At 60.3% G+C, this 25,807-nt stretch carries 21 protein-coding genes and 2 pseudogenes; 16 read left to right on the top strand and 7 right to left on the bottom strand.

Annotated elements, in window-relative coordinates:
* The first annotated feature begins 19 nt into the window (after positions 1-19).
* From AB4Y97_RS06920 to hflX, 6 genes are all read left to right on the top strand, one after another.
* Positions 20-1,093, top strand: a complete 1,074-nt coding sequence (locus tag AB4Y97_RS06920) for a two-component system sensor histidine kinase NtrB (RefSeq protein ID WP_441998291.1) — start codon at positions 20-22, stop codon at positions 1,091-1,093.
* A gap of 10 nt (positions 1,094-1,103) precedes the next feature.
* The gene (ntrC, locus tag AB4Y97_RS06915) at positions 1,104-2,561 is read left to right on the top strand and encodes a nitrogen regulation protein NR(I) (RefSeq protein WP_441998290.1); all 1,458 of its coding nucleotides are present in this window, start codon (positions 1,104-1,106) and stop codon (positions 2,559-2,561) included.
* A gap of 209 nt (positions 2,562-2,770) precedes the next feature.
* Complete coding sequence (locus AB4Y97_RS06910; protein ID WP_441998289.1) at positions 2,771-5,020, top strand: ATP-binding protein; 2,250 nt, start codon at positions 2,771-2,773, stop codon at positions 5,018-5,020.
* Positions 5,017-6,387, top strand: coding sequence for a nitrogen assimilation response regulator NtrX (ntrX, locus tag AB4Y97_RS06905; protein ID WP_441998288.1), 1,371 nt, complete (start codon positions 5,017-5,019; stop codon positions 6,385-6,387). Before AB4Y97_RS06910 ends, ntrX begins: the two co-directional genes overlap by 4 nt.
* Before the next feature lie 177 nt (positions 6,388-6,564).
* Positions 6,565-6,819 carry an RNA chaperone Hfq gene (gene hfq / locus AB4Y97_RS06900; RefSeq protein WP_109597423.1) on the top strand — a complete coding sequence of 85 codons (255 nt, stop codon included), beginning with the start codon at positions 6,565-6,567 and terminating at the stop codon, positions 6,817-6,819.
* A 1-nt stretch (position 6,820) separates the two neighbouring features.
* Positions 6,821-8,224, top strand: a complete 1,404-nt coding sequence (gene hflX, locus AB4Y97_RS06895; protein ID WP_441998287.1) for a GTPase HflX — start codon at positions 6,821-6,823, stop codon at positions 8,222-8,224.
* Here hflX and mazG read toward each other — a convergent pair.
* On the bottom strand, positions 8,219-9,064 hold the full coding sequence (gene mazG, locus AB4Y97_RS06890) for a nucleoside triphosphate pyrophosphohydrolase (protein ID WP_441998286.1): 846 nt from the start codon (positions 9,062-9,064) through the stop codon (positions 8,219-8,221). The genes hflX and mazG overlap by 6 nt on opposite strands.
* A 140-nt stretch (positions 9,065-9,204) precedes the next feature.
* Entirely contained in the window at positions 9,205-10,077 is an 873-nt protein-coding gene (locus AB4Y97_RS06885; RefSeq protein WP_441998285.1) for a DMT family transporter, read from the bottom strand.
* A gap of 82 nt (positions 10,078-10,159) precedes the next feature.
* Here AB4Y97_RS06885 and AB4Y97_RS06880 point away from each other — a divergent pair, with 82 nt between their 5' ends.
* Both AB4Y97_RS06880 and AB4Y97_RS06875 read left to right on the top strand, forming a co-directional pair.
* The gene (locus AB4Y97_RS06880; protein ID WP_441998284.1) at positions 10,160-11,089 is read left to right on the top strand and encodes an extensin-like domain-containing protein; all 930 of its coding nucleotides are present in this window, start codon (positions 10,160-10,162) and stop codon (positions 11,087-11,089) included.
* Positions 11,090-11,649: 560 nt separating this feature from the next.
* Positions 11,650-12,003, top strand: a complete 354-nt coding sequence (locus tag AB4Y97_RS06875; protein ID WP_441998283.1) for a hypothetical protein — start codon at positions 11,650-11,652, stop codon at positions 12,001-12,003.
* Between the two features lie 54 nt (positions 12,004-12,057).
* On the opposite strand, the pseudogene AB4Y97_RS06870 reads toward AB4Y97_RS06875, so the two are convergent.
* A pseudogene (locus tag AB4Y97_RS06870) lies at positions 12,058-13,275 on the bottom strand (ISNCY family transposase).
* A 358-nt stretch (positions 13,276-13,633) separates the two neighbouring features.
* On the opposite strand from AB4Y97_RS06870, the gene AB4Y97_RS06865 reads away from it, so the two are divergent.
* The 6 genes from AB4Y97_RS06865 (at position 13,634) to AB4Y97_RS06840 (ending at position 17,349) form a co-directional block, all read left to right on the top strand.
* On the top strand, positions 13,634-14,041 hold the full coding sequence (locus AB4Y97_RS06865) for a hypothetical protein (protein WP_441998282.1): 408 nt from the start codon (positions 13,634-13,636) through the stop codon (positions 14,039-14,041).
* A complete protein-coding gene (locus AB4Y97_RS06860; RefSeq protein WP_441998281.1) occupies positions 14,038-14,589 on the top strand; it encodes a sigma-70 family RNA polymerase sigma factor in 552 nt (183 codons plus the stop codon). The genes AB4Y97_RS06865 and AB4Y97_RS06860 overlap by 4 nt, the downstream gene beginning before the upstream one ends.
* Positions 14,582-15,343 carry an anti-sigma factor family protein gene (locus AB4Y97_RS06855; protein ID WP_441998280.1) on the top strand — a complete coding sequence of 254 codons (762 nt, stop codon included), beginning with the start codon at positions 14,582-14,584 and terminating at the stop codon, positions 15,341-15,343. Before AB4Y97_RS06860 ends, AB4Y97_RS06855 begins: the two co-directional genes overlap by 8 nt.
* Positions 15,344-15,366: 23 nt before the next feature.
* Positions 15,367-16,083, top strand: coding sequence for a Bax inhibitor-1/YccA family protein (locus AB4Y97_RS06850; protein ID WP_441998279.1), 717 nt, complete (start codon positions 15,367-15,369; stop codon positions 16,081-16,083).
* 22 nt (positions 16,084-16,105) lie between these two features.
* Positions 16,106-16,408, top strand: coding sequence for a hypothetical protein (locus tag AB4Y97_RS06845; RefSeq protein WP_441998278.1), 303 nt, complete (start codon positions 16,106-16,108; stop codon positions 16,406-16,408).
* Between the two features lie 182 nt (positions 16,409-16,590).
* Positions 16,591-17,349 carry a TerC family protein gene (locus AB4Y97_RS06840; RefSeq protein WP_441998277.1) on the top strand — a complete coding sequence of 253 codons (759 nt, stop codon included), beginning with the start codon at positions 16,591-16,593 and terminating at the stop codon, positions 17,347-17,349.
* Between the two features lie 154 nt (positions 17,350-17,503).
* Here AB4Y97_RS06840 and AB4Y97_RS06835 read toward each other — a convergent pair whose 3' ends face one another.
* Both AB4Y97_RS06835 and AB4Y97_RS06830 read right to left on the bottom strand, forming a co-directional pair.
* Positions 17,504-18,574 carry a methyl-accepting chemotaxis protein gene (locus tag AB4Y97_RS06835; protein WP_441998465.1) on the bottom strand — a complete coding sequence of 357 codons (1,071 nt, stop codon included), beginning with the start codon at positions 18,572-18,574 and terminating at the stop codon, positions 17,504-17,506.
* Positions 18,575-18,652: 78 nt separating this feature from the next.
* Positions 18,653-19,189, bottom strand: a pseudogene (locus tag AB4Y97_RS06830) (MCP four helix bundle domain-containing protein); the annotation flags it as partial.
* 915 nt (positions 19,190-20,104) lie between these two features.
* Here AB4Y97_RS06830 and AB4Y97_RS06825 point away from each other — a divergent pair.
* Positions 20,105-20,986, top strand: coding sequence for a MipA/OmpV family protein (locus AB4Y97_RS06825; RefSeq protein WP_441998276.1), 882 nt, complete (start codon positions 20,105-20,107; stop codon positions 20,984-20,986).
* Between the two features lie 1,127 nt (positions 20,987-22,113).
* Here AB4Y97_RS06825 and hpnK read toward each other — a convergent pair.
* On the bottom strand, positions 22,114-22,995 hold the full coding sequence (hpnK, locus tag AB4Y97_RS06820) for a hopanoid biosynthesis-associated protein HpnK (RefSeq protein WP_441998275.1): 882 nt from the start codon (positions 22,993-22,995) through the stop codon (positions 22,114-22,116).
* On the bottom strand, positions 22,995-24,209 hold the full coding sequence (gene hpnI / locus AB4Y97_RS06815; protein WP_441998274.1) for a bacteriohopanetetrol glucosamine biosynthesis glycosyltransferase HpnI: 1,215 nt from the start codon (positions 24,207-24,209) through the stop codon (positions 22,995-22,997). Before hpnI ends, hpnK begins: the two co-directional genes overlap by 1 nt.
* Positions 24,210-24,744: 535 nt before the next feature.
* Here hpnI and hpnA point away from each other — a divergent pair.
* Positions 24,745-25,767 carry a hopanoid-associated sugar epimerase gene (hpnA, locus tag AB4Y97_RS06810; RefSeq protein ID WP_441998273.1) on the top strand — a complete coding sequence of 341 codons (1,023 nt, stop codon included), beginning with the start codon at positions 24,745-24,747 and terminating at the stop codon, positions 25,765-25,767.
* Positions 25,768-25,807 lie beyond the last annotated feature (40 nt).

The raw sequence follows: 25,807 nt of genomic DNA, 5'->3' as shown, positions 1-25,807 counted from the left end.
AGGCATCAATGATCTCATCATGAACGCGCTGCCGCTGCCGGTGCTGACCATCGGGCCGGAAGGCCGAATCAAGCACGCCAACGCGGCGGCTGAAGCCTTCTTCGAGATGAGCCTCCGGGTCATGCAGCGCCAGAAGCTCAGCGACTTCACCCCTTTCGGCTCGCCTGTCATCGGCCTTGTCGAAGACGTGCGCCAGAGAGGAGCGAGCGTCAGCGAGCACCGTATCGATATCGGCAGCCCGCGCATCGGCGCGGAGCGGATCGTCGATGTGTTCGCGACACCGTTGGGGGATGACAGCGACGACGTGGTCGTCATGCTGCAGGAGCGCACCATTGCCGACAAGATGGATCGGCAGCTGACTCATCGCGGTGCGGCGCGTTCCATCACGGCGCTCGGAGCCATGCTGGCGCATGAGATCAAGAACCCGCTTTCCGGCATTCGCGGCGCCGCGCAGCTTTTGGAGCAGTCCGCAGCCGATGACGACCGTCTTCTCACGCGCCTGATCTGTGACGAGACGGACCGTATCGTGAAACTCGTCGAGCGGATGGAGTTGTTCGGCGAGGAACGCCCTGTCGAGCGCGGGCCGATCAATGTTCACGGCGTGCTCGACCACGTCAAGAGATTGGCGCAGTCCGGCTTCGCACGTCATATCCGCTTCATCGAAAACTACGATCCTTCGCTTCCACCCGTCCTCGGCAACCGGGACCAGCTCATTCAGGTCATCCTGAATCTCGTGAAGAATGCAGCGGAGGCCATCGGCATCGATGCGTCCGACGGAGAGATCGTTCTGTCGACGGCGTTCCGCACCGGCGTGCGGCTTCAAGTTCCGGGCTCTCGGGAGAAGGTGAGCCTGCCGATCGAACTGAGCGTCAGCGATACCGGCCCAGGCATTCCGCCCGATCTGGCCGCCGATCTCTTCGATCCTTTCGTCACGACCAAAGCCCAGGGCAGCGGCCTGGGGCTTGCCCTGGTGGCCAAGATCGTGGGCGACCATGGCGGCATCGTTGAATGCGAGCCCGCGCCCCGCCGCACGACGTTTCGAATTCTCTTGCCGATGCATCGCGCCAATGATGGCCGCGAAGCTGACATGTGAGGCTTCCATCATGCCAAGCGGGCAGATTCTCCTCGCCGACGACGACGCCGCCATCCGGACCGTCCTGAATCAGGCCCTGTCCCGAGCCGGTTATGAGGTTCGTTCCACCAGCAACGCTGCAACCCTCTGGCGCTGGGTCGCGCAAGGGGAGGGCGATCTCGTCATCACCGATGTCGTCATGCCCGACGAGAACGCGTTCGATCTGTTGCCACGCATCAAGAAGCTGCGGCCTGAACTGCCGATCATCGTCATGAGCGCGCAGAACACGTTCATGACCGCCATCAAGGCCTCCGAGCGCGGCGCTTACGAATACCTGCCGAAGCCCTTCGATCTGAAGGAACTCGTGGCCGTCGTCGGCCGCGCGCTTTCGCGGCCACGTGCGCTGTCCAATCCTCCGCATGCGCCGGAAGGCGACGAGATTCCGCTCGTGGGTCGTTCCCATGCCATGCAGGATATCTATCGCGCACTCGCCCGGTTGATGCCGACGGATCTGACCGTGATGATCACGGGAGAGTCCGGCACGGGCAAGGAAATCGTCGCCCGCGCTCTGCATGATTACGGCAAGCGCCGGCAGGGGCCGTTCGTTGCCGTCAACATGGCGGCGATCCCGCGCGAGCTGATCGAGTCGGACCTGTTCGGCCACGAGAAGGGCGCCTTCACCGGTGCGACCGCGCGCAGCACGGGGCGGTTCGAGCAGGCCGAGGGCGGCACGCTTTTCCTGGACGAGATCGGCGATATGCCGATGGAGGCACAGACCCGCCTGCTGCGTGTCCTGCAGCAGGGTGAGTACACCACGGTCGGCGGACGCATCCCGATCAAGACGAATGTGCGGATCGTCGCTGCGACCAACAAGGACCTTCGCGTTCTGATTCAGCAGGGCCTCTTTCGTGAGGATCTGTTCTTCCGGCTCAATGTCGTGCCGTTGCGCCTTCCGCCCCTGCGCGAAAGGGTCGAGGACATTCCTGATCTCGCACGCCACTTCTTCACGCTCGTCGAAAAGGAGGGCCTGTCGCGCAAGCAGCTCGATTCCGAGGCCATGGACCGACTCAAGCGTTATCGCTGGCCGGGAAACGTGCGGGAGCTTGAAAATCTCGTCCGGCGGCTCGCGGCTCTCTATCCGCAGGACACAATCACGGGCGCTATCATCGATGCGGAACTGGATGCCCAGCCGCTGCCTATGCCGCAGGCGGCCGGCAAACCCGCGGCGGGCGGGGCGTCCGAGGATCTATCGGATGCGGTCGAGCGGCACCTCACGGAATATTTCTCCGGCTTCAGGGACACGCTTCCGCCCCCCGGTCTCTATCACCGGGTCCTGAGGGAAATCGAGGGCCCCCTGATCGGGGTCGCGCTGGCGGCGACCCGAGGCAATCAGATCCGGGCGGCCGAACTCCTCGGAGTCAATCGCAACACGCTTCGGAAGAAGATTCGCGATCTTGAACTCCAGGTAGTGCGCTCCGGGGCACGCTGATCAATCCTTCAAGAGCGTTTTTACGGTCTGATAGAATCGAAAAAACGCTCTTAAAGCTCTCTTTTCGCTGGATTTTCTGGCGCTGAACCGGATCCGTCCTTGCGGAAAATGCTCCTGTCATCTGTAATAATTTGACCACAGTGTTGTGTTGGTGCATCACCTGTTCATGAGGCGCACGGTTCGATGCGCCTGATTTGCGGGGCCTCGTCTTGATCAGCCAAGACATTCAAGCACAACGTCAGGCGACGGACGTCGTCCAGCGCAGCCTCGGCTGGCTCGGACCGATCGCGGTCCTGACGGCGCTTGCCTCGGCCCTCGCGACGTTCCTGGTCCTGGCAGGCGCAACGCCGATTCTGCCGACACACAACGTCGTCCTTTGGGTCTTCGTCCTCAATGGTGTCCTGATCCTTCTGTTGCTTGGTATCGTTGCCTGGCAGACCAAAAGGCTGATGCGGGAGCGCAGGGCAGGGGCAGCCGCCGCCGGCCTTCATGTGAGAATCGTGGGGCTTTTCAGTCTCGTAGCAGTGCTGCCTGCGATTCTGGTTGCTGTCGTTGCGACCGTCACGCTCGAGCGCGGCCTCGACCCCTGGTTCACGGGGTCGATCAAGGAACTGATGTCCAATACGGTCGAGATCGCCCGGTCCTACCGGGAACTCCAATGCCGGACCCTGGCGCGTGAAACGCAACTGATGGCGGCCGATCTAAACCGGGCGAAGGTTCTTTACGACGCGGATCGAAAGGTCTTCCGGGACTTCATGAATTCGCGCGCTTTATTCCTCGGTTTTCCGTTCGTCGAGATGCTGGAGCCGGACGGTACAGTGGTCGAAAAGTTGGAGGCAAAGCCCATCGAAGGCGTGCCACGACCGTCCGCCGCCGATCTTCGGGACGCCAGCGAAAGCGAAGCCCTGTGCCTCTTCCCGCGGGACGGTAACATCTTCCGCGCCATGTTGAAGCTGCAGACTCACGGCGGGCGCGTGCTCTACGTGGCCCGCGAGGTCGACCCGCGTGCGATCGAGTTCCCGCTTCTCGCGGAGGCCGGCGTGGCCTTTTATGGGGCGCTTGAGCAGAAGAAGGTCGGCATCCAGATCGCTTTCGCATCGATGTTCACGCTGATCGCACTAATTGTTCTTCTCTCGGCCATCTGGTTCGGACTGAACTTCGCCAATCGCCTCGTTGCGCCGATCCGGCGTCTCATCCACGCGACTGATCAGGTCGCAACCGGTAATTTCTACGTCCAGGTCCCTGTCCGGCGCGGAGAGGGTGACCTTGCCCATCTCGGCGAGACCTTCAACAAGATGACGTCCGAGTTGCGCCACCAGCACGATGGATTGACAGCAGCCAGTGATCTCATCGACCGCCGCCGCCGCTTTACCGAGGCTGTCCTGGCTGGCGTATCGGCGGGCGTCATCGGTATCGACGCCCATGGTGTCATCACCATTGTAAACCCCTCCACGGAGGCTCTCCTCTCCGCCTCTATGGATGAGTTGCTTGGCCGCTCCATTACAATGGTCCTGCCGGAAGTGGCTGACCTCGTGGAAGAAATGGGCAACGGGCGACAGCGCCTCATGCAGAAGCAGATCCTGATGACCCGGAAGGGCAAGGAGCGGACTATCAATGTCCGCGTCACCAGCGAGCAGGCCCGCGCCGAGGAGCGAGAACTCGTCATCACCCTCGACGACATCACCGATCTCGTAACCGCCCAGCGCACGTCCGCCTGGGCGGATGTGGCGCGCCGCATCGCGCATGAAATCAAGAATCCGCTTACCCCGATCCAGCTTTCGGCCGAGCGCATCCGGCGCAAATACGGCAAGGTCATCACCGCGGACCGGGAGGTGTTCGACCAGTGCACCGACACCATCGTGCGGCAGGTGGACGACATCAAGCGGATGGTCGACGAGTTCTCGTCCTTTGCGCGCATGCCCAAGCCGACGATCGGCGAGGAGGATCTCGTCGAAACGATCCGGCAGGTCGTCTTCATGATGCGCATTGCGCATCCCGAGATTCAGTTCACCGACCAGATGCCGTCAGGACCCGTCGTTGCGCCGTTCGACCGGCGGCTTCTGTCCCAGGCGGTCACGAACATCGTCAAGAACGCAACCGAAGCGATTTCTGCCGTACCTGAAGAGGAGCGGGGTGAGGGGAGGATTTCAGTGCTGCTGGACGACACACATCCCGCCTTCCTGATCCTGGCCGTCACAGATAACGGCAAGGGCTTCCCCGTAGAGGGAAGACAGCGTCTCCTGGAGCCCTACATGACGACACGCGAAGGCGGCACCGGATTGGGACTTCCCATCGTCGCAAAGATCCTGGAAGAACATGGTGGGGGCATGGAGCTTGTCGATAACCCACACGGAAGGGGTGGACAGGTTCGAATGTGGATACCAAAAACGAAACATGTTGCAGTGGAAGACACATCGGTTAGTTCCGCTCGAACCGATTCTCGCGGGGCGAACCTATGAGTGCTGATATTCTCGTCGTCGATGACGAAGCCGATATTCGGGAGCTCGTGGCCGGCATCCTGGAGGATGAAGGGCACCGCACCCGGACAGCCGGAACGTCCGATGAAGCGCTGGCCTCGATCGAGGCGCGGCGCCCGCATCTCGTCTTTCTCGACATCTGGCTTCAGGGCAGCAGGCTCGATGGCCTCCAAGTGCTCGACCTCGTCAAGGCGCAGCATCCAGACCTGCCTGTCGTGATGATCTCCGGACACGGCAATGTCGAAACCGCCGTCTCGGCGATCAAGGCAGGCGCCTACGATTTCATCGAGAAGCCGTTCAAGGCCGACCGGCTCGTGCTGGTGGCCGAGCGGGCGCTCGAAGCATCACGTCTCAAGCGCGAGGTGCGCGATCTGCGGGCCCGTTCGGTGCAGGCGAGCCGCATCGCGGGCCGGTCCGTCATCATCAACCAGCTTCGTCAGGCAGTGGACCGGGCGGCCCCCACCAATGCCCGCATTCTCGTCACGGGCGCGCCCGGGTCGGGCAAGGAGCTGGCGGCGCGAACTATTCACAACCTCTCCACGCGCGCGAACGGGCCATTCGTCGTTCTCTCCGCCGCGACAATCACGCCGGAGAATATGGAGGCCGAGCTTTTCGGCATGGAAGGCGAGGATGGCCGTGGACGCCGTGTCGGCGCGCTCGAGGAGGCTCATGGCGGCACCCTCTATATGGATGAAATCGCCGACATGCCGCGCGAGACCCAGAATCGCATCCTTCGCGTTCTGGTCGATCAGAACTTCCAGCGGGTCGGGGGCTCCACCCGCGTCCATGTGGATGTCCGCATCATTTCCTCCTCAAGTCGCGATCTGCCCGCTGAAATCGCCGCCGGGCGGCTGCGGGAGGATCTCTTCCATCGCCTTGGCGTCGTGCCGATTCGGGTGCCGTCGCTGGCCGAGCGGCGCGAGGACGTGCCGGAGCTGATCGAGTTCTTCATGGACCAGATCTCGGCCGCCACGGGCTTGCCCAAGCGCCGGATCGCGGACGATGCCATGGCGGTACTCCAGTCCCACGACTGGCCGGGCAACGTGCGTCAGCTTCGCAACAACGTCGAGCGCCTGATGATTCTCACCTCGGGCGATCCCGATGCGGAGGTCACGGCGGATATGCTGCCGTCGGAAATCGGGGCCCTGGTCCCTTCGACACCGGGCGGGGCAGGGGGGGAAAAGCTGATGAGCCTGCCCTTGCGGGAGGCGCGCGAGATCTTCGAGAGAGAGTATCTCCTCGCCCAGATCGCCCGATTCAGCGGCAATATTTCCCGCACTGCCGAGTTCATCGGCATGGAGCGCTCGGCCCTTCACCGTAAGTTGAAGTCGCTCGGTATTGGTGGATAAGTCACGATCCACGGGAAATTATGCCAATAAGGATATAAGACGAGGGAGCCCTCTTGCTTAACCTTAGGGTTCGCCCTGTAATAGGCGTGCCGGTCGACGACCGCACGAAAGCGGACAACCATATAGTGGCGGCCCCATAGCCAAGACCGGCGGCGATGGGCTGACGAGGCAACTTCAATGGCGGGCGATCGCACGCAGAACCTTCAGGACACCTTCCTCAATTACGTCCGGAAGAACAAAATTCCTCTTACGATCTTCCTGGTGAATGGCGTCAAGCTTCAGGGGGTCGTGACCTGGTTCGACAATTTCTGCGTGCTTCTGCGCAGGGATGGTCATTCCCAACTGGTTTATAAGCACGCCATTTCCACAATTATGCCGGGGCAGCCCGTTCAACTGTTCGATCAAATCGACGAGGCTAGCGAAAAGGCCTGAGGTGACAGAGCCGCGTTCTCCGGGTGAACAGCGTCTTGCCAAGCTTGCCGAACCTGAGAAAGAGGTTGCGGCGGGAACTAGGACGCTTGTCGTCGGCCCTTACCTGACTCGAAAGCGGCGTTTATCCGTCAACCTCGAGGCCGTGGATGCCGAGACGGCCAATCCCCGTCCGCCCGAGGCGCGGCTGGAGGAGGCCTCCGGGCTTGCCGGTGCCATCGATCTGCAAATCGTACGATCGGTCATCGCACCCTTGGCCGCGCCGAGGCCTGCGACCTATATCGGCAGCGGCAAAGTCGAGGAATTGGCTGGCCTGATCACGGCCGAGGACATCGGTCTCGTGATCATGGATTGCGCTCTCAGCCCCGTCCAACAGCGCAACCTGGAAAAGGCCTGGGGCGCCAAGGTCATCGACCGGACCGGCCTCATTCTGGAAATCTTCGGACGGCGGGCCCGGACGAAGGAAGGAACACTCCAGGTCGAACTGGCGCATCTGTCCTACCAGAAAGGCAGGCTCGTCCGGTCATGGACCCACCTCGAGCGTCAGCGCGGCGGCTTCGGCTTCCTCGGAGGCCCGGGTGAAACCCAGATCGAGGCCGACCGGCGCATGATTCAGGAGCGCATGACGCGGATCGAGCGGGATCTCGAAACCGTCGTGAAAACCCGTTCCCTGCATCGTGCCAGCCGGAGGAGGGTGCCTTATCCCATTGTCGCTCTGGTCGGATACACCAATGCGGGCAAATCGACCCTGTTCAACCGCCTGACCGAGGCCGAGGTTCTGGCCGAGAACATGCTATTCGCGACCCTCGACCCGACATCGCGGGCCATCGATCTGCCGCACGGTGAGAAGGCCATTCTGTCCGACACGGTCGGTTTTATCTCGGATTTGCCGACGATGCTGGTCGCGGCTTTCCGGGCGACGCTGGAGGATGTGGTCGAGGCCGATATCCTGCTCCATGTGCGCGACGTGTCGCATGGGGAGACGGATGCCCAGGCGGACGACGTTGCCGTCGTCCTGCGTGAGCTTGGGATCGACCCAAACGATACGCGGCGAATCATCGAGGTCTGGAACAAGGCGGATCTTCTTTCTCCCGAGGATCGCGAGAGGCTGGCGACGGCCTCGCACCGTGCCGAGGAGGAGAGGCGGCCTATCCTGGTTTCGGCTCTGACCGGGGAGGGCATGCCGGAGTTGCTCTCCGCCATCGAGGAGCATCTCTCGACGGGACGCTCAAGTTACGAGGTCGATATCGCTCCCGAGGACGGCCAGGGGCTTGCCTGGCTGCACGAGAATACGGAGATTCTCAAGCGCCGGACGACGGAAAGCGGTCACTCGATCCTTCACGTGCGCCTGGTCTCCGGCAAGGAGCCGCGGTTCCTGAATCGGTTCCCGCAGGCCCGGGTGCTATGACGATACGCCGGGCTCCCGCTCGGCCAGTTTAGCCTCGACCCAAAGCTTCTCCATTTCATCGAGGGTGGCCTCTTCGAGCGGCTTGTTTTGCTGCTTCAAGGTATCCTCGATGGCGCGGAAGCGTCGCTCGAACTTGGCATTCGTTCGCCGAAGAGCCGATTCCGGATCGACACCGTAATGGCGCGCGAGATTCGTGGCGGCAAAGAGCAGGTCTCCGATCTCGTCCTCGATCCGGTCCCGGCTACCGGATGCGGCCGCTTCCTTCACCTCGTCCAACTCCTCGTGGATCTTGTCGATCACCTGCGTGGTTTCCGGCCAGTCGAAGCCGACTTTCGCGGCCTTGGCCGTCAGCTTCTGGGCCCGGGTCAAAGCGGGCAGGGCTGTCGGAATTCCGCTGAGGAAGCCGCTGCCTTCCGGATCGGAGGGCAGGCCTGTTTTCTCCCGAGTAGCTTGCCTCTCGGCCTTTTCCTCACGCTTGATCTCGTCCCACAAGTGCTTGACTTCGTCCGGTGACAGGCCCCGCGTGTCGCCGAAGACATGCGGATGGCGACGAATGAGCTTTCGCGTAATGGCCTCGACCACGTCCTGGAAGGCGAAAGCGCCCTGTTCCTCGGCCATACGGGCATGAAAGACCACCTGAAGCAGGAGGTCCCCGAGTTCGTCCCTCAGATCGCCGAGATCGCCGCGCTCGATGGCGTCCACGACCTCATAGGCTTCTTCCAGCGTATAGGGCGTGATGGATTCGAAGTTCTGCTCCAGGTCCCATGGGCAGCCGGTTTCCGGTGTACGAAGAGCCGCCATGATCTCCAGAAGTCGCGCGATATCGGGAGACGGTTTCATCGGCTGATCCATGGTGATCCCATTATCATGTTGAGGGCGGGAGCTTGTTGAACACGCGTATGCCGCTGACGCCAGCAATACCGGCAGATGAGGATGCAGGCCAGATCTGTCAAACGGCTCGGTCAGCGTTGACTTGAGCTTTAACGGAAGCGATCCCAGACGAGGGCTGCCAGGGGCATGACGTGGTTGCGCCTCAACGTAATGATCAGAACCCCGCAGAGCGCGAGCGTCGTTCCGAGGATCATCCGAAGATCGAAACGATCTCCCGTCACGACAATCCCCATCGCAACGGTCATTAACGGGCTCATGACAATGAGGGGCGCGATCAGGTTGGCGGGATATTTCCGAATGAGCCCGTAATAGATCGTATGACCCAACAGGGAGACGATCAGAGCGGAAAACAGCACGGCCATCACGAATGGCCAACCGGCCTGCAATGCTTGCGTAAGCTGGCCTGCCTCGAGACCCGCTGACAGAAAAGAAAGCGGTACGACCGATGTAAGGCCGATCCAGGCTTGGAACTGCAACGGCCGCACGCCATGGATCTGCTTCATCATCACGGCGGCGAGCGAGCCTGCGAATGCGGAGCCGAGAATCAATACGAGCCCGCCCGAAATCGAGAACCCATTGCCGGGATTCCACATTACGAGAAGCCCGCCGAGAAATGTCAGCACGATTCCAAGCCCCCGTTTCCAGTGAATCGTTTCTCCCAGCATCGCCACGGAAAGGAGGGTCGTGATCGGCAGGCCAAGCTGTCCGACAATCGCAGCGCTCGAGGGGCTCGCGGTCTTGATTCCGAGGAAGAACAGGGCGAAGCCGCCGCCACCCATGAGAAATCCCACGAGAAGAATGCGCCATCGCGGTCGAGGCGTCGGAAGCAGCCACGGCAATGCGATGATCGCGACGATCCCATAGCGGACGGCCGCATAGAATAGCGGCGGAATTTCCATCCCGGACACGACGATCTTGCTGACGATCGTATGTGCTGCCCATGTCAGGCAGACCAGGAGCATGAGGATAAAATCCTTGAGGGTCATGCCTATGCATAAGGCCACACGAGCATAACGATCAACCACCGGTCGGCGAGGGTCTGCCATGCTGTCGGCAGCAGCGAAAATGATTGCTTTGCGCCTTGAGTGCAGGGCCGTGGACCCGCAGCGACGGCCAGTTTCATGCCTGCTAAGCACAAGGGTCGAGATCGTACGAGCTCGACCTATAAAGGTATGGATGAGACAATTCGCTTATCCGGGTGGGAGAGGGGGATTCGCAGGATTTTCTGCGCTGCTCTCTGTCCTTGCTGCCACGAGTATCGCTTGGGCTGCGGAAGCTCCTGCCGAGCCGCCCTTACCTCCTCCTCGGCCGGTTGAGGCCGAACCTGCCGGCCCAAAACCACCGAACCCGTCCGATACATCCTCTTCCGCGCCCACAAGCTCCAAGGAGGCTCCACGAGAAGCAAAAGAGCCGGACAATTGCGTCGAGCGCTTACGGAGCGCCGGGTTCGTGGTCGAGCCCGCCGAAACGCCCCGGACAGGAAATGAACTCTGCCGGATCGAGGCGCCTGTGCGGTTGTTGTCCATTCCCGTGATATCCCGTCCGGAGACACGCATCGTCCTGAAGGAGCAGCCGACCCTGGCCTGTGCCTTTGCGGAGAGCCTCGGTCACTGGCTCGGAGATCTTGTCGCGCCAATGCTCGCGGGCCATCTGGGAAGCGACTTGAGGGCCGTCCATACGGGTCCGGGGTTCGAATGCCGCAATCGCAACCGCGCAGCCTCCGGAAAGCTTTCAGCTCATGCCGAGGGGATGGCGATCGACATTTCGCATTTCGAGCTTGCCGATGGGTCAAAGCTCGGGATCAAGCCGGATGGCGAAGAGCGACGCGAAGCCGCTATTGCGGCTCTGCGGAAGGCCGCATGCGGTTGGTTCACTACCATCCTCGGACCCGGATCGGATCCGTCCTACGCCAATCATCTTCATGTCGACCTGCAGAAGCACGGTTCAAGCGACCGCTATAGGATTTGCGATTAGATGTTACGTGCAGTGGGGAATAGGGAGCCGCCATGGGCGCGCCTTCGCAAAACGCGAGGATTGAAAATTTGGGGCGAGAATGGACGAAAGGGACCTGCATCCTTCCCATGCCAATGTCAGAACCCGTTAGACAAGTCGATGATTGTCCTCATTAGAGATGTCACGTCGAGGCGCTCCCTTGCGGTGTCAGGGACTTTGGTTAAGGTTGAAGGCTCCGAGCAGCGCGGCGGAGCTGGTCGGGATTGCGTAGCCGCGCTGCGGTAGCGATTTCTGCGATCTTTGGCGTTAGGCGCTCATCGTATCTGCGGGAGTATAGGAAAAGGTCCGCGTGAGCCTAATCCCAAAAAATTCGCCTTCTTTCCACAAACAGCAAAATAGTAAGTGACCAAGTTATTGAATTTGGTAGTCATAGAGACGCAGTAAGATTACTTATCCGAGAGTTCTTTGGAGATAACAAATATTCCGGTCAGCGCCTGATCGGTTTAAGAATAGAATTTCCCGGAGACGACTTTTCGTTTTGTGAAGCTCTGTTAAACGCAACTCAGGTAAAGCGACTTATTGTGTCTCTCAACGAGTTGGTTGCTATCGCAGAGCAAACGTACTCCGACAAGCAGCGGACAATATCGAACCCGTTTGGCTCCGGGCGGATCGGTCTCTATTTTAATGACCTCTTGATGGGGTATAGGGCGAAAAAAGCAATAATAAACAAGGAACTTACAGTCGGTTATGAGTTTGGAATAAAGGGTGCGAGCGTCGATCTGCGATATAATACAAAATATGATGAAGTCTTTATCGTGCTTACAGTTTGGTTCACATCTTTGAGCCACATCATGAGGATTATGTCGATCGACCATGCAAAACTGTTCGTGTCCTTGCTGGAGCGACAGATCGAGATCGCGCAGGGGCTTTCCTGAAGGCTGCAATAGCACAGCCGTGATGTGCGAGCGCCTAACCGGTAAAAGCTTCTCTCACCCGACCTTGAACAGACTCTTGGCCTGGCCGCGTCGGCGCGGCGCCTTACGGCTGCGGCTCATGTCGAGCTCCTCCTGCCGCTCGGCGATATAAGCCAGCACCGGGCCGAGATGCTTGATGGCAAAGCGGCCGTCCGGATAATCGTAGACGGTGACGCGCTGGCGGGCGAGGGGCCTTGTGATTGCATTCGGCTCGAGAATGAACAGCACCTGGTCATATTGCAGCGTCAGATTGTTCGAGGCCGTCCGCTCCTCCTTTCAGGCAAACGCCTCATCGAGATCGTCGTATTCCCCCAACGACCGATGCAGATCCTTGTCGCTGAACGGGACCTTGGCAAAGCGGCGGTTATAATCCTCCATGAAGGCCGGCAGGAACGTGTTGGCCGCTTCGATCGACGCGATCCCCGCCAGCCGCAGCTCCTTCACGAGCCGGTCCTGCAAGGTGCCGTTGGCGCGCTCGACCCGGCCCTTGGCCTGCGGAGCGTTGGCGCAGATGATGTCGATGTTGAGCTGATGCAGGGCTCGGCCGAACTGGGTCATGCCGTCGCCGCCTACGGCGCCGACCTGGTTGACGCGGAACGTGGCATGCTTGTCCGAGTAGAAGGCGACTGGCTTGCCGTAGCGCTCGAGATACTCCCGCGTCACGGTGAAATAGTCGAAGGTCGATTCCGTCGCCACGAACTTCAGATGCATCAGGCGGCTGGTGGCGTCGTCGATGAAGACCAGCAGCGTGCAGCGCGGGCCACGATTCTCGAACCAGTGGTGATCAGACCCGTCGATCTGGATCAGCTCACCGACGCATTCCCGGCGATTGCGCGGCTGATGCACCGGCTTGTAGCGCTGCTTGCGGTCCAGCCAGAGGCCGGCTTCCATCATCCATTTGCGCAAGGTCTCACGACCGACGAACAGGCCATGGCGCTGAGCCAGCTTCTCGGCCGCGAACGTCGGGCCGAAATCGGCATAATGCTCGCGGACCAGCGTCAGCGCCATCATCCGCACCGAGGGATGAAAGCGCCGATTGCTGATCCGTCCGCGCTTGCGCGACGTCAGACCGGCCGCGCCGTCTTGGAGAAAGCGGCGGCGCAGCCGCCAGACCTGGCGCTCGGTCAGATGGAGCTGAATGGCGGCCTCCGTTGCGGTTAGGCGGTCCTCAGCCAGATCCATCACCACGCGCAGCCGATGCAGTTCCTGGTGGCTCATGCTGATCACCGTCATCGCCCTGGTCCTCCCATATCCAGGGAGGGGGAACTGGAACTGACATCTCTAAATGGCAGGGCACTGACATTTGTATATGGCAGTTACAAGCGAATTTCGCATAAGATATATTATGGAACCAACGCATTGCTTTCCGACAATATCGCTTTTTAAGGTCAGTGAAGCCGACACCCAGGCGCAGCAAAACCCATCGCGGCACCCGATGTCGCGCTCCCTCTTGCATGCGGAGCCCTCGCTACCTACCTCAACGTTGCCTTAGGGTCCGGGCCCCTCTGGCGAGCGGGTCGCCGCTCGCGATGTCGGACTCCTTCTCTTGCCCTTGCGCCCACGAGCGCGACCGCAACTGGAGGATCCGATCATGGATTCCACTCAGACTGCCGACCCGTCCATCCTTGTCATCGAGAATGATGCAGGGCTTCGCGAGCCCATCGCTACCGCGAATGCCGCCGCCCTCGACGGTCTCTCTCGCAACATTGAGCTCTCAGGCCCAGTCGTTGGCGGGAATGTCGGCGCCGGCTTCAATCTCCTCTGGCTTATGCGGCCTGTCGTTTATGCCTCCAGTGTGCGAGATGCGTCGCCAGGATTCCTTCGTCAGAGCGCCTTTCCGCGGAAATCCTTCGAGATAGAGATGCTCACCGGGGCATGCGACACAGGTTCGCTGCTGAGGCTGCCGGGGCAAAGCCGGTCTGGGCTAGTCGAGGTCGCAACCAGAAAATCTGACCTCTCCCGGATTAAAACCATGATCAGCCCCGTATACCGGTCATGAACGACAGCAAACGCATGGATGTCATCGGCCTGCTGGGGCCCTTGCGCCGCTACGCGCGAGCGCTGACACGCGACGAGAGCCAGGCCGAGGATCTGGTGCAGGACACCCTTGTCCGCGCCTATGAGCGGCAAGGTTCCTTCCGCGTTAGCGGAAACCTGCGCGGCTGGCTGCTCTCGATCCTGCACAACACCTTCATCAATGCCCGTCGCCGTCATGTGGCGGAGGCCCGTCGTGTACGGCACGCTGCCGAGCTCAGTGACGATATCGCTCCGGCTGACCAGGAAAACCGGGTCAGACTCCAGCAGATCCAGGCTGCGTTCCTGCATTTGCCTGATGAGCAGCGTGCCGTGCTGCACCTTGTGGCCATTGAAGGCCTTTCCTACCAGGAGGCGGCCTTAACCCTCGATATTCCGGTCGGGACCTTGATGTCGCGCCTCGGCCGCGCCCGCGCCGCGCTGCGCGCCTTCGAGGCGGGCCAGGGCGAACTCCCGATTACGGCAGGCAAATCCCGCCCGGCCCTTCGCGTCGTAGGAGGATCAAATGGCTGATCCCATCACCGAAACCGACCTTCTCGGCTATGTCGACGACCAGATTGAGGCGGCTCGCCGGATCGAGGTCGAGAGCTATCTCGCTCGGAACCCCGAGGTCGCAGCTCGGGTCATGGCTGATTTGAAGGACCGAGACGCCCTGCGGCTTGCCTTTGCAGGGGGGCTGCCGCGCCCTTCGGAGTCAATGTTTGGTGCCGCCCACCGCCTCGAACGCGCCCTTGCCTGGCGCGAGACCGGACTGCGGCTGCGCCGGGTGGCGGCCGTGGTCGCCCTCGTCGGAATCGGCTGGGTCGCCCATGCACAGATCGGGCTCGGGATCACAGACAGCGAGGCCTCACCCAAGCCGCCGGCCTTCGTCGAGGATGCCCGGCACTCGCACGAAACGGCCCTTTTGCGGGCACGCATGGCCTCGCAGTCCGAGGCGGCCGGATACGATCCCGCCGAGATCCTCACTGCAACCGGGATCCAGCTGCCAGCCTTGCCGGATGAATGGCAGGTTCGTGATGCGCAGGTCTTTCCGTCCAGAGACGGTCACAGCATCGAGATCGCCATCGATGCCGGCGATCTGGGTCGGGTGTCCCTCTTCGCGGCGCATGTCCCGACATTCGACGTCATTACCCCGACGCTCGCGCGCTTCGACGGAGCGAAGGCCGTCTACTGGCAGACGGGCCCCCTCGCCTATGCGCTGACCGGTAGCGGCAGCGACAAGGCCATCGAAAGGGCGGCCACCCGGTTGGCCCGCAAGCTTCAGTAACAACCACATGAAGGATATTTGACATGAATACACCATACGCTTGGCAGAGCGCCACGGCCCGCACGAGCGGCGCCCTCTTCGATGAGGGCCTGCGCCAGCACATGCTGCGCGTCTATAATTACATGGGTCTTGGCCTTGTGCTGACCGGGCTGGTGGCCTTCTTCATCGCCTCGACGCCGGCTCTCTACGTGCCCATCTTCCAGACCCCGTTGAAATGGGTCGTGATGCTCGCGCCCCTAGCCTTCGTGTTCTTCTTCTCGTTCCGCATGCACGCCATCTCGGCTGCGACGGCGCAGATGCTGTTCTGGGCTTTCTGCGCCGTAATGGGTCTGTCGCTCGCTTCCGTGTTTCTGGTCTTCACCGGCACAAGCATCGCGCGCACCTTCTTCATCACGGCGTCGATGTTCGGCGCGACGAGCCTCTATGGCTACACGACGAAGCGCGATCTCTCCAAGTTCGGCTCGTTCCTGTTCATGGGCTTGATCGGCATCGTGATTGCGTCACTGGTCAACATCTTCGTCGGTTCGAGCGTGCTGCAATTCGCCATCTCGATCATCGGCGTTCTCGTGTTCACGGGCCTGACCGCCTACGACACGCAGTCCATCAAGGAGCAGTATGCCGAGAGCCATGGGCATGAGGCGAACAGCAAGATGGCCGTATTCGGTGCGCTCTCGCTCTACCTGAATTTCATCAACCTGTTCCAGCTCCTGCTCAGCCTCACGGGCCAGCGGGAAGAGTAGTTCGTTTCACAGCCGAGGAGGCATGCAGGGCATGCCTCCCCATATGGCGCCCGGCCGCAGAGGCGGCGGTTTCATCGCGGGCGCAGCGCAGGACCGCCATAATCGGGAGCTCGCCCTGGGCGTTGCGGGCGGTATGATGCTCGGTAACATTCCGCCGGCCTTCGCCATCTCGGCTTTCTCGCTTGGAACCACCGAGCAGGATGGCCTTGCTACGCTCGCCTGCTGGGGGCGACGGCGGCAGCCTGCTGATCCTTTTGCGGCGATCTCCTCGGCGATCGTGGCTTGCCTCAAGGCCCTCTTCGCCCATCTTTGGATTCTCATCTGACCGAAATGTCTCGACCAAGACCTCTCGGCCGCCACCTGATGCGACGAACGATGATCAAGCGGCCGATGTGACGTCTTCTGAAACTCGCGTCCGAAACGGCGTGCCGGGCGAGTTGGTCTCAGTTCTTGAAGACATGCGCGCTTTAAAGCATTCACCCGATTGCAGGCGGGAAGGAACATTGAATGGATTTCGCGTGGTTATCTGACCCGACGGCCTTGGCCGCACTTGCAACCCTGATCGTCATGGAGGTCGTGCTCGGCATCGACAACCTGATCTTCATCTCGATCCTGTCAAACAAGCTTCCCGAGCACCAGCGCTCGAAGGCCCGTCGCATCGGCATCGGCTTGGCACTGATCCTGCGGCTCGGGCTGCTTAGCACCATTGCCATTATCGTGACCCTGACAGAACCGATCTTCTCCCTGTTCGGGCACGGGTTCTCCTGGCGCGACCTGATCCTGATCGGCGGTGGTCTCTTCCTCGTCTGGAAGGCGACCAAGGAGATCCACCACAACGTCGATCCCACCCCATCGGACGACGTCTTTGATACCGCGAAGGCCACGATGACCTTCGGCGCGGCGATCACTCAGATCCTGCTGCTTGACCTTGTCTTCTCTCTCGACAGCATCATCACGGCTGTCGGCATGACGGACGTCGTGATGATCATGGTGATTGCGGTGGTCATCGCCGTGACGGTAATGCTTCTGGCAGCCAATCCCCTCGCCCAGTTCATCCATGCCAACCCGACGGTGGTCTTGCTGGCCCTGGGCTTCCTCCTGATGATCGGCATGACCCTGATCGCGGAGGGCTTCGGCGCCCATGTGCCGAAGGGTTACATCTATGCAGCGATGGCCTTCTCGGCCCTGGTCGAGGGGCTGAACATGCTCTCGAGGCGGGCCGCCAGGCGCAAGGCCGCAGGATCTGGTGCCGATCTCAAACGCTGATGTCGCACAGGGAGGCTTTTGTAACAAAGCCTCCCTCCCCTTTCGCGCTATCACCTCGCAAGACGTTAGCAAATGAACCGTATGAAGCGCTTCGCTGCCACTCACGATGCACGCTTCGGGAAAGCGGTCGGTTGCCCGCTTTCCCGATGGGCTCTTATGCCGCCTTCACGCCGGAGAGGAAGTCCGCAACTTCGCGGCCAAGGTCTTCGGCATGACGCGAGAGTTCTTGAGCCGCGCCAAGAACCTGAGACGCCGCTGCGCCGGTCTCACCCGCCCCTTGTCTGACATCCGCGATGCTGCCGGTGACCTGCTCGGTGCCGCGAGCGGCCTCGTGCACGTTGCGCGAGATCTCAGCCGTGGCTGCGCCTTGCTCTTCCATTGCCGCCGCAATCGACACCGATATCTGCGATATCTCTGTAATCGTCTTGGCAATCTTCTGGATGGCCCCGACAGCTTGACCTGTGGCCTGCTGCACTGAGCTGATCTGCTGCGCGATTTCGTCGGTAGCCTTGGCGGTCTGGCTCGCCAGTTCCTTCACCTCCGAGGCAACAACCGCAAACCCCTTGCCGGCCTCGCCGGCCCTCGCCGCCTCTATGGTGGCGTTGAGCGCCAGAAGATTCGTCTGACCAGCGATGTTATTGATCAACGCAATCACGCTGCCAATCTTGTCGGCGGAAACTGCCAGGGTCTGTACGGTCTCGTTGGTGCGCTGGGCATCCGCCATTGCGCGCTCGGCAATCTGGGAGGACTGTGACACCTGACCGGCAATCTCGCGGATCGAGATCGAGAGTTCCTCCGTGGCTGCCGCCACTGTCTGAACATTGGCCGAGGTCTGCTGGGCAGCAGAAGCGACAGTGATGGCCTGGCTGTTGGTCTGGTTGGCAATGGCCGTCATCGATTGCGCCGTGGCCTCCATTTCGGTCGCAGCCGAGGACAAGCCGTTCGTCAAGGCCGAGACGTTCGTCTCGAACTGTTTGGTCAGTTGGTCAAGCATCTGCGCTCGCCGCATCTTGGCATCGGCTTCCAGAGCCGCGGCTTCGTCTGTTTCTTTCTTAGCAATCAGCGCGTCCTTGAAAACCTGAACAGCATCCGCGATCGTGCCGAGTTCCGTCTTTTGACCGCGGAACGGGATCATCGCGGTCAAGTCGCCGCTTGCCAGTGAATTCATGGGATGGGTGATCGATGTGATGCCGCTCGAGATCGAACGGACGATCAGGAAGGCCATTGCGAGAGCGAGAACGGCAGCGGCCCCGACCACCGCGAATACCTCTATCTGTGTCGAGTCATAAGTGCCGGCAGCATTCTCCTGAGACGCTGCGGCTCCCTGGCTGTTCCAGTCTATGAGTTTCTGGAGGGCGTCGCTCACCTGACGCCCAATCGGAAGCGCCTTTTGGGCGTTATAGTCGCGTGCCTTCTCAAGTTCGCCCTTTCGAGAAAAATCGAGAACGATCTCTGTTTCGCGCAGATAGGAATCCCACAGTTTCGAGAACGCGTTGAATTGTCTCTGATCTTCCTCGTGGACAACCGTCTTTTCATACTGCGCCAGTGCGTCCCTGACGTCCTTAAGCTGTTGAGAAACATCGTTGTCCGCCTGTCGCTTAGCATCGGCATCCGAGAGGATATGGCGCAGAAGCGAGGACCGATAGCTTATGACCTTTTCATTCAGCCGCCCGATGTCTCGGATACTTGGTAGCCAGTTACCGGCAATGACGATGGTCTGCGTATTGATTTGCTGGAGCCCCCGAAGTCCGAGAGCGCCTAGACCGACGAGGAGGAGGACAAGGAGGGAGAACGCGCCGGTGAGCTTGGCGCGAATGGAGAGGTTATGAAGGAGGGACATTTTCTAGTTTTAGACCCGCCCGCATCACCGCGGGAAGCTCGCGCCCCAGCGGCACAAAAGAATTCGGGCAGGAGGAGCAATGTATATGGCATAGTAAATAAAAAATTATCTTGACATGAAAATCATAGAAATTGACCTAAATTAGGTAATTATTAAAATTATAGGATAAAAAACCTTGATAAATAAATTGCCACCCCGGAAATATGAATAAGTGTTGTCACCAGATCTGTTGCTCTTAATGTGTAAATTTGTGCAAGCTCAGTCGCTAGTCGTCAATACTATTGGAAGTCGCCATTATGCAGTTCCAAGCACCACCGTCCTGCCATCCGGGTCAATGACTGTGACAACCACGGAGGTGGGTTCTCCCTGACTGGTGAATATCTCGAATTGGAACCCTTTCACCGGATAGTTCACATTGAGTGAATGCATCCGCCGGCCCCAACGCCGGACAACCATGTTGTAACAACCTTCGAGCAGGATGGAATCGGTACGCTCCTGGCTTTACGAATGACCCTGCCGGACGCCGAGAAGCGGGCGGCCATGCTTGCGACCGGAATGGGGCATGGAATGGGGGCAAGCTAAAGCCGCCTCGAAGAATCGCTGGCAAAGGCTCTGATCGCTGACGGTGACCGCTCTGCCTGGGCTGGTCCCAGGCATTTTACTTGGGGCGCCGGGTCATGCGCCCTCCAGGTCTGGCTCCAATAAGGGGGGCCCTATCGGAATCATCATGCGCTCTACCCCTGAATTCCGCGCTCTGTATCCCTGCACGAAGGCCCATCAGAGTGATAAGAAACTAAACCAACGGCCGCTTCCGACGGGCACAGGTCTTTAGGGACAGGCCATCCGATCTGGGGCGACCAGAATGCAACACCCGTTCGAATACGCTTTCCGTAAGCTTGACCTGCTGATGAATGGATGATGGATTTTATGGGCTGGTCACGCTCCAAGGAATTGCGGATCATCAGAAGGAGCCTAGGAATGCGTTTTAAAGCGTACTCTCTGATGCTTTCGCTTGGGCTAGGTATGGCGTCGAGCGTCTCTGCTGCTGACCTTAACGCTGCTCCCGTTCGGACGACGACGACCAACGGTTGGATCATCACCCTTACTGGCAACGTCGAACTTGGGCCGAACTTTCCAGGCTCAGACAAGTATTCTGTCTTCGGCTACCCCTCGATCGACTATCGCCGTATTGGCGAACCTGCCCGATGGAGCGCTCCCGACGATGGCATCGACTTCACGGTCTTCGAAACTCCCAATTTCCGCCTAGGACCCGTCGTCCGGTGGGAAGGCGGTCGGTATCTGAGTTCGGATCGACAGCTTTTTGGCCTGCGGAAGGTTCACTGGACGGTCGAGCCGGGAGTTTTCGTCGAGTTTTGGCCTGCGGACTGGTTGCGGACACGCATTGAAATACGCCACGGGATCGACGGTCACGATGGACTCGTTGGCGATATTGCGGCAGATCTCGTGCAGCGTGCAGGACGCTACACGTTCTCGATTGGCCCGCGCGTCTCGTTCGGCGACTCCAATTTTGCCAATGCCTATTTCTCCGTGACGCCTTTCGAGGCATCGCTGAACGGTTTAGTCACCCCCTTCAAAGCGAGTGGGGGCATTACTTCAGCCGGAGCTCTGGCCTCGGTTTCGTATATGTGGTCGGAGCAGTGGTCGACTACAGCTTATGCTGGCTATCGGCGCCTCGTTGGCGATGCAGCTGATAGCTCCATCACTCGGAGGATTGGCTCGCCCGATCAGTTCACGGTCGGGGCAGCCCTCTCCTACTCGTTCGTGTTCGCTCCGTAAGCGGCATCCGTCAATTGTCTCTCGCCGGGAATGTCGCATGGCCCCTGCCATGCACTGGGCGAGGTATGGTTCGCCTAGCATCGCAGCGTCCCGGTCGCCCGAGCCGTTAACCTCGGCGAATGCCCCTTGGCTGCATAGATACGGGTTCCTGAAGCGGCGTGCCGCCACTCCAACAATCCCCAGGCCAGGATCGCTGGGGCTCCGAGAGCCAAATCCCGGCCTCTGAAGATGAGCGACAGGGCGATTGCGCTCGGAGCATCGAGGCCAACGGCTGCCCCCGCCAAGACAAAGGCCCCCTCTTGGACACCGGCGCCCCTAGGGGGACAAGGACGAATGCAGCCCGCACTGCATGGACCAAGCTGTCCATTACCAGCGCGTCTACCAGATCCATGGGCATATTAAGGTAGTGGCCTGCCGCCCAGATTTGTAAGCTCCCCGCAAACCAAGCCGCGAGATGGAGGAGGATGGCAGGCCATAAGTACCACCGTTGAGCATAAACTTTCTGAAGCGATTGCACGACGTTAGCCAAGCCTTCCTGGCCGGCGATGCCGGGCAGACTCGCCAGTTTAGCTCTGGCCCAAGTCATAAGCCGGGACGTGTGGTGGTGGCGGAGCGTCCAGAAAACGGCTGCAACAGCCAGCGACCCGATAGCGGCTGCGCCGATCCAGCGCATCAAGTCGCTTCGATCCATAATGCGGGAAAGAGCAACCAGGACAATAAGGGTATAAAGCGCTTGCGAGAGGGCCTCCGAAGCGACATCGAGGATCGTACTCACTCCTGCTTTAAGGGGTGCTTACGCCGAACAGAGCCAAAATTCGCGCACCAACGACCTCCCCGAGGATCGGTATGATGCTCGCCAAGTTTGCCGCTCCTTCGCGAACCCAACGGGCGGTAAGACAAGCGCCATAGCTCGTTCGTACAGGCAGCACCCACCATCCGGCGGCGCAAAGGCCGAGGGCTGGGAGTTGGAGCAGGCAAATCTGGGCGAAACCTTGCCACGTGATCTGGTCGAGAGTCTTCTCGATCGGGCCGATCCCTGCCCATGCAATCAGAGAAAGGGAGGTGGCCACGCCGGCGATGCAGGATAGGGAGACCAGGAGCCGGGATCCTTTCATGCTCCGAACTCCTCAGTCCAAGTCCTGGAAACGCACGAGACGCGCGTCCATCATTCGGCTAAAAACCCCGACCACTTCAGGATCGATCAGCGCAGCGAATTCATCGGCCAGACGCCACGAGGGCGGCGGCGCGAATGGGCTGCCCGACGGCCCACCTCGCTCCGGGTGCATACCGATTTCCGTGATCCCAGGCGGCAGGTGAGCCGCGATACCAAGGAGGCGGGATCTATCCATCGCGCCGCCATCGTTGAGACCGAAAAACCAGTCGTTGGATACAAAGCCCGAGTCGCTCAGGCGCCGCCTCATTCGCATCGTAAGCGCGCTATGCGCGGCAGCACTCAGTCCCCGTCGGATGAACCCGCGGCGGCCAGCCGCGCGCCAAGACGGCAGAACCGGCTCGCGCGGGACCCGTATAGCGGGTCTGACTGATGCCGATGCCGCTTCCTGAATGAGAATGTCGAAAATAGAGGGATGCTGGTGAAAGTGCCAGTGTCCATCAATATGATCGAGCGTCAGACCCGACCTCAGAAACAGTTGGAGTTGCGCATTGATCTCGGCACGCACCTGCCGCTGTACGTGGTGAGAAAGCGCAATGCGGGTTCCAATCCGCCATGGGGCATCGTGCAGAACGCGCTGCTCACCAAATGCAAGCAGGTCCGGGATATGCGCCTGATCAAGCGCCGAGGGGCCGCTGATCAGCGTCAAATGCAATCCCACTCCGAGTTGCGGCATCCGGTGGGCCCGTCTAATGGCATCGCCGGCAGCCTCCCCTGTCACCATGAGGCTGGCGCTGGTCAATATCCCGTTGCGATGCGCCTCCTCAACGGCCTCGTTGACGGCAAACGACATCCCGAAGTCGTCTGCGGTCACAATGATCTTCTTTACGCTGGCCATCACTGTGCGCCATCCGGTGCCTGCCAAGGCTTGCGCTCCGGATGGCTGCCCCCTGCCGGGATCAAGCGGGCCCCAGGTGCAATTCTGAACTGTCGTCCACGCCATGTGATCCGGTTTCCGGCAAAGGCCGCAGCCCATATGATGAAGCTCAGCAGTTCCCTCATAATCATCTGCCACAGAGATGGGATGACCAGCGGACGTCCGCGTCCTCCCAAGCGATGTTGCGCAAGCACATAGGCCAAAATGCGGAGCGAGGGGACGAGGCCCAGGAACAGGCCCGCAATTCTCGTGTGCCAGAAACCGAACAGCGCGCCCGTGATCGGCAGCGCATTGGTGATCAGGGAGGCAATGAAGCTCTTGGGCGTGAGCGCACGCGCGGTTCTGGCCCAACGCAACTCGTGGCTAAGCAACTCACGAAGAGATGTCTCGGGAACGGTTGTCTCAACAGCGATAGGTGCCACAATGCACCTTAGCCCCTGACGGACAGTGATCTGGCCAAGCTCGTAGTCATCGGCCAAGACATTCCTCAGAGCCTCGAATCCACCGGCTCTCTCGATGACATCACGCCTGACAATTGTCAGGGGGCCGTAGCATTCGGCAACCGGGAAGAGAGTGGCTGCAACGACGGCGGCGGGAATGAACCAGGCATCGATGTTGAGTGCGCCGAGGCGCGAGACCCAATTCGCATGCCTGGGCAGCGCGGCGCGGTACAAGCATGTCACGGCTCCAACAGAGCCATCGTCAAAAGAAGACATGACCCTTCGAAGGCAATCACGGTCGATACGCACATCGCTATCGGAAATGACGAAGAGGTCGTGCTTCGCGATGCGCATCATGTTGACAAGGTTGCTGATCTTCAGGTTCGAGCCATGGACCTGATCATCGACGACGATCGAAGCATCGACATTCGGAAACGTAGCCGCAACCTGCCGCGCAATCGCCACAGCCGGATCCGTTAGCGATCGGGCGCCAAGGACGATCTGCAGCGGTCCAGGATAGTCCTGCATGAAAAAAGATCTCAGGCAGTCCTCAAGTTCAGGCTCGTAGCCGCACAGGGGCTTTAGGACCGTCAGCCCTTTTTCTCCGTTCGAGATGTTGGGAGAGCTTTGCGGTAAACGAGCAAGGCACCAAACGGCCATGCACAGGTATGCGACCGCTGCGACAGATATGAGAATGCCAAAGCCGAGGCTGATTTCAGTCGAGATCGCAAACAAGGCAACCCTCCTCGACACCTGACCTCGCCGCCGCTTGCAGACCTTGGCAGACGAGATCCAACGGGATGCAGTGCTGAAGTTGTAGAGCGGATCTATGGGGTGTCGATACGGCACGATGAACTGTCACCGCATGAGGAGCAGGAGATTTTTTGCATATCCCTCTGCTCGTTCCGGCATCGTGGTCGCATCTGGGATATGCATCTCAACAACGATCCGCCCGATATACGTTACGATAAACGCGGGAGAGCGTTCGCTTCTGCGTCAGAGTTGCCGCTCGCGGGAAGTAAAACTTCGTATCTCTCCCGGGGAACTGGGTGTAATCTTTCTTGTCCTATTGGCTAGGAGCAAAAAGTTTCGGCCATGACCATACCGCTTCTCGACACGATAGTGACCTCCGACGGTCTGCACCGTTTGTTCGAAGCCCAGAAGGGAACGCGGTTGCTGCTTCGAGGCAGAGCCCGTCTTCGACATTCCTCCGGGTTTACACTGGCGCGCGTTGTTCTCATGCTCTTCTCAGTCCTTTGTACCGTATGTCATGGGTAATGGTATTGGCACCGCTTTCAATAACGGCCCGGTTCTGATTACAGGGGCGAGCGGCTTCGTCGGTTCGGCAGTGGTCGCCGCCTTTCACGAGGCGGGTTATACGGTTCGCGCGCTGGTGCGCGCTTCAAGCCCCCGCACGAACCTGTCGCAAGACGAGATCACCTTCGCACAAGGGGATATTTGCGACCCCTCCGCAATGGCAGCGGCTCTGCGGGACGTGCGCTATGTCATCCATGTGGCGGCGGATTATCGCCTCTGGGCACCCTCCCCTGACGACATTATGCGTACCAATGTGGAGGGAACGAGGATTGTCATGGAGGAGGCGATGCGTGCTGGCGTGGAACGCATCGTCTACACCAGCAGCGTCGCCACCCTAGCGATCAACCCCGACGGCACGCCCGCCGACGAAAGCCGGTCTTTGTCCGAAGCGGCTGCTGTGGGCGCCTATAAGCGTAGCAAGGTGGTCGCCGAGCGCTTGGTTCAGGAGATGATTGATCATCAGGGGCTGCCTGCGGTGATCGTCAATCCGTCGACCCCTGTCGGACCGCGCGATGTGAAACCGACTCCAACCGGTCGGATCATTGTCGAGGCCGCCTCGGGCCGGATGCCCGGCTTCGTCGATACAGGTCTCAACCTCGTTCATGTGGACGATGTCGCGGCAGGCCATCTCGCAGCCATGCGCAAAGGGCAGGTCGGTCAACGCTATATTCTCGGCGGCGAAAATGTCCGCCTGTCGACAATGCTCGAGGATATTGCCTCCTTGGTCGGGCGACATCCTCCCTTTCTCAAACTGCCCCGCTCCTTGATCTACCCTGTCGCTCTCGGGGCTGAGGCCATGGCACGCCTCACCGGCCGCACCCCCTTCGTCACTCTCGACGGCCTTCGCATGGCGCGTCACCGCATGTTCTTCACGGACGCCAAGGCACGGCGCGAGCTTGGATATACAACGAGGCCCTATCGGGAAGGTCTTGCGGATGCCATCGCGTGGTTTCGGACTTCCGGCTATCTGCGATGAAGGCTGCCATGCTGGCGGATTGTTGGCTGAGCATGGCAGC

It is taken from the genome of Microvirga sp. 2TAF3 (assembly GCF_052114965.1).
GTDB lineage: Bacteria > Pseudomonadota > Alphaproteobacteria > Rhizobiales > Beijerinckiaceae > Microvirga.
The sequence above is the reverse complement of the archived record's forward strand: the minus strand, read 5'-3'. Positions and strand labels throughout refer to the sequence as shown.

Excerpts from the sequence above, each read along its gene's own strand:
- AB4Y97_RS06865 (WP_441998282.1), top strand. The coding sequence starts at position 13,634 with ATGGATTCCACTCAGACTGCCGACCCGTCCATCCTTGTCATCGAGAAT.
- hpnA (WP_441998273.1), top strand. The coding sequence starts at position 24,745 with ATGGGTAATGGTATTGGCACCGCTTTCAATAACGGCCCGGTTCTGATT.
- AB4Y97_RS06860 (WP_441998281.1), top strand. The coding sequence starts at position 14,038 with ATGAACGACAGCAAACGCATGGATGTCATCGGCCTGCTGGGGCCCTTG.
- ntrX (WP_441998288.1), top strand. The coding sequence starts at position 5,017 with ATGAGTGCTGATATTCTCGTCGTCGATGACGAAGCCGATATTCGGGAG.
- AB4Y97_RS06885 (WP_441998285.1), bottom strand. The coding sequence starts at position 10,077 with ATGCTCCTGGTCTGCCTGACATGGGCAGCACATACGATCGTCAGCAAG.
- hfq (WP_109597423.1), top strand. The coding sequence starts at position 6,565 with ATGGCGGGCGATCGCACGCAGAACCTTCAGGACACCTTCCTCAATTAC.
- AB4Y97_RS06880 (WP_441998284.1), top strand. The coding sequence starts at position 10,160 with ATGCTGTCGGCAGCAGCGAAAATGATTGCTTTGCGCCTTGAGTGCAGG.
- mazG (WP_441998286.1), bottom strand. The coding sequence starts at position 9,064 with ATGAAACCGTCTCCCGATATCGCGCGACTTCTGGAGATCATGGCGGCT.
- AB4Y97_RS06825 (WP_441998276.1), top strand. The coding sequence starts at position 20,105 with ATGATGGATTTTATGGGCTGGTCACGCTCCAAGGAATTGCGGATCATC.
- AB4Y97_RS06855 (WP_441998280.1), top strand. The coding sequence starts at position 14,582 with ATGGCTGATCCCATCACCGAAACCGACCTTCTCGGCTATGTCGACGAC.
- hpnK (WP_441998275.1), bottom strand. The coding sequence starts at position 22,995 with ATGGCCAGCGTAAAGAAGATCATTGTGACCGCAGACGACTTCGGGATG.
- AB4Y97_RS06850 (WP_441998279.1), top strand. The coding sequence starts at position 15,367 with ATGAATACACCATACGCTTGGCAGAGCGCCACGGCCCGCACGAGCGGC.
- AB4Y97_RS06845 (WP_441998278.1), top strand. The coding sequence starts at position 16,106 with ATGCAGGGCATGCCTCCCCATATGGCGCCCGGCCGCAGAGGCGGCGGT.
- AB4Y97_RS06835 (WP_441998465.1), bottom strand. The coding sequence starts at position 18,574 with ATGGCCTTCCTGATCGTCCGTTCGATCTCGAGCGGCATCACATCGATC.
- AB4Y97_RS06920 (WP_441998291.1), top strand. The coding sequence starts at position 20 with ATGAACGCGCTGCCGCTGCCGGTGCTGACCATCGGGCCGGAAGGCCGA.
- ntrC (WP_441998290.1), top strand. The coding sequence starts at position 1,104 with ATGCCAAGCGGGCAGATTCTCCTCGCCGACGACGACGCCGCCATCCGG.
- AB4Y97_RS06840 (WP_441998277.1), top strand. The coding sequence starts at position 16,591 with ATGGATTTCGCGTGGTTATCTGACCCGACGGCCTTGGCCGCACTTGCA.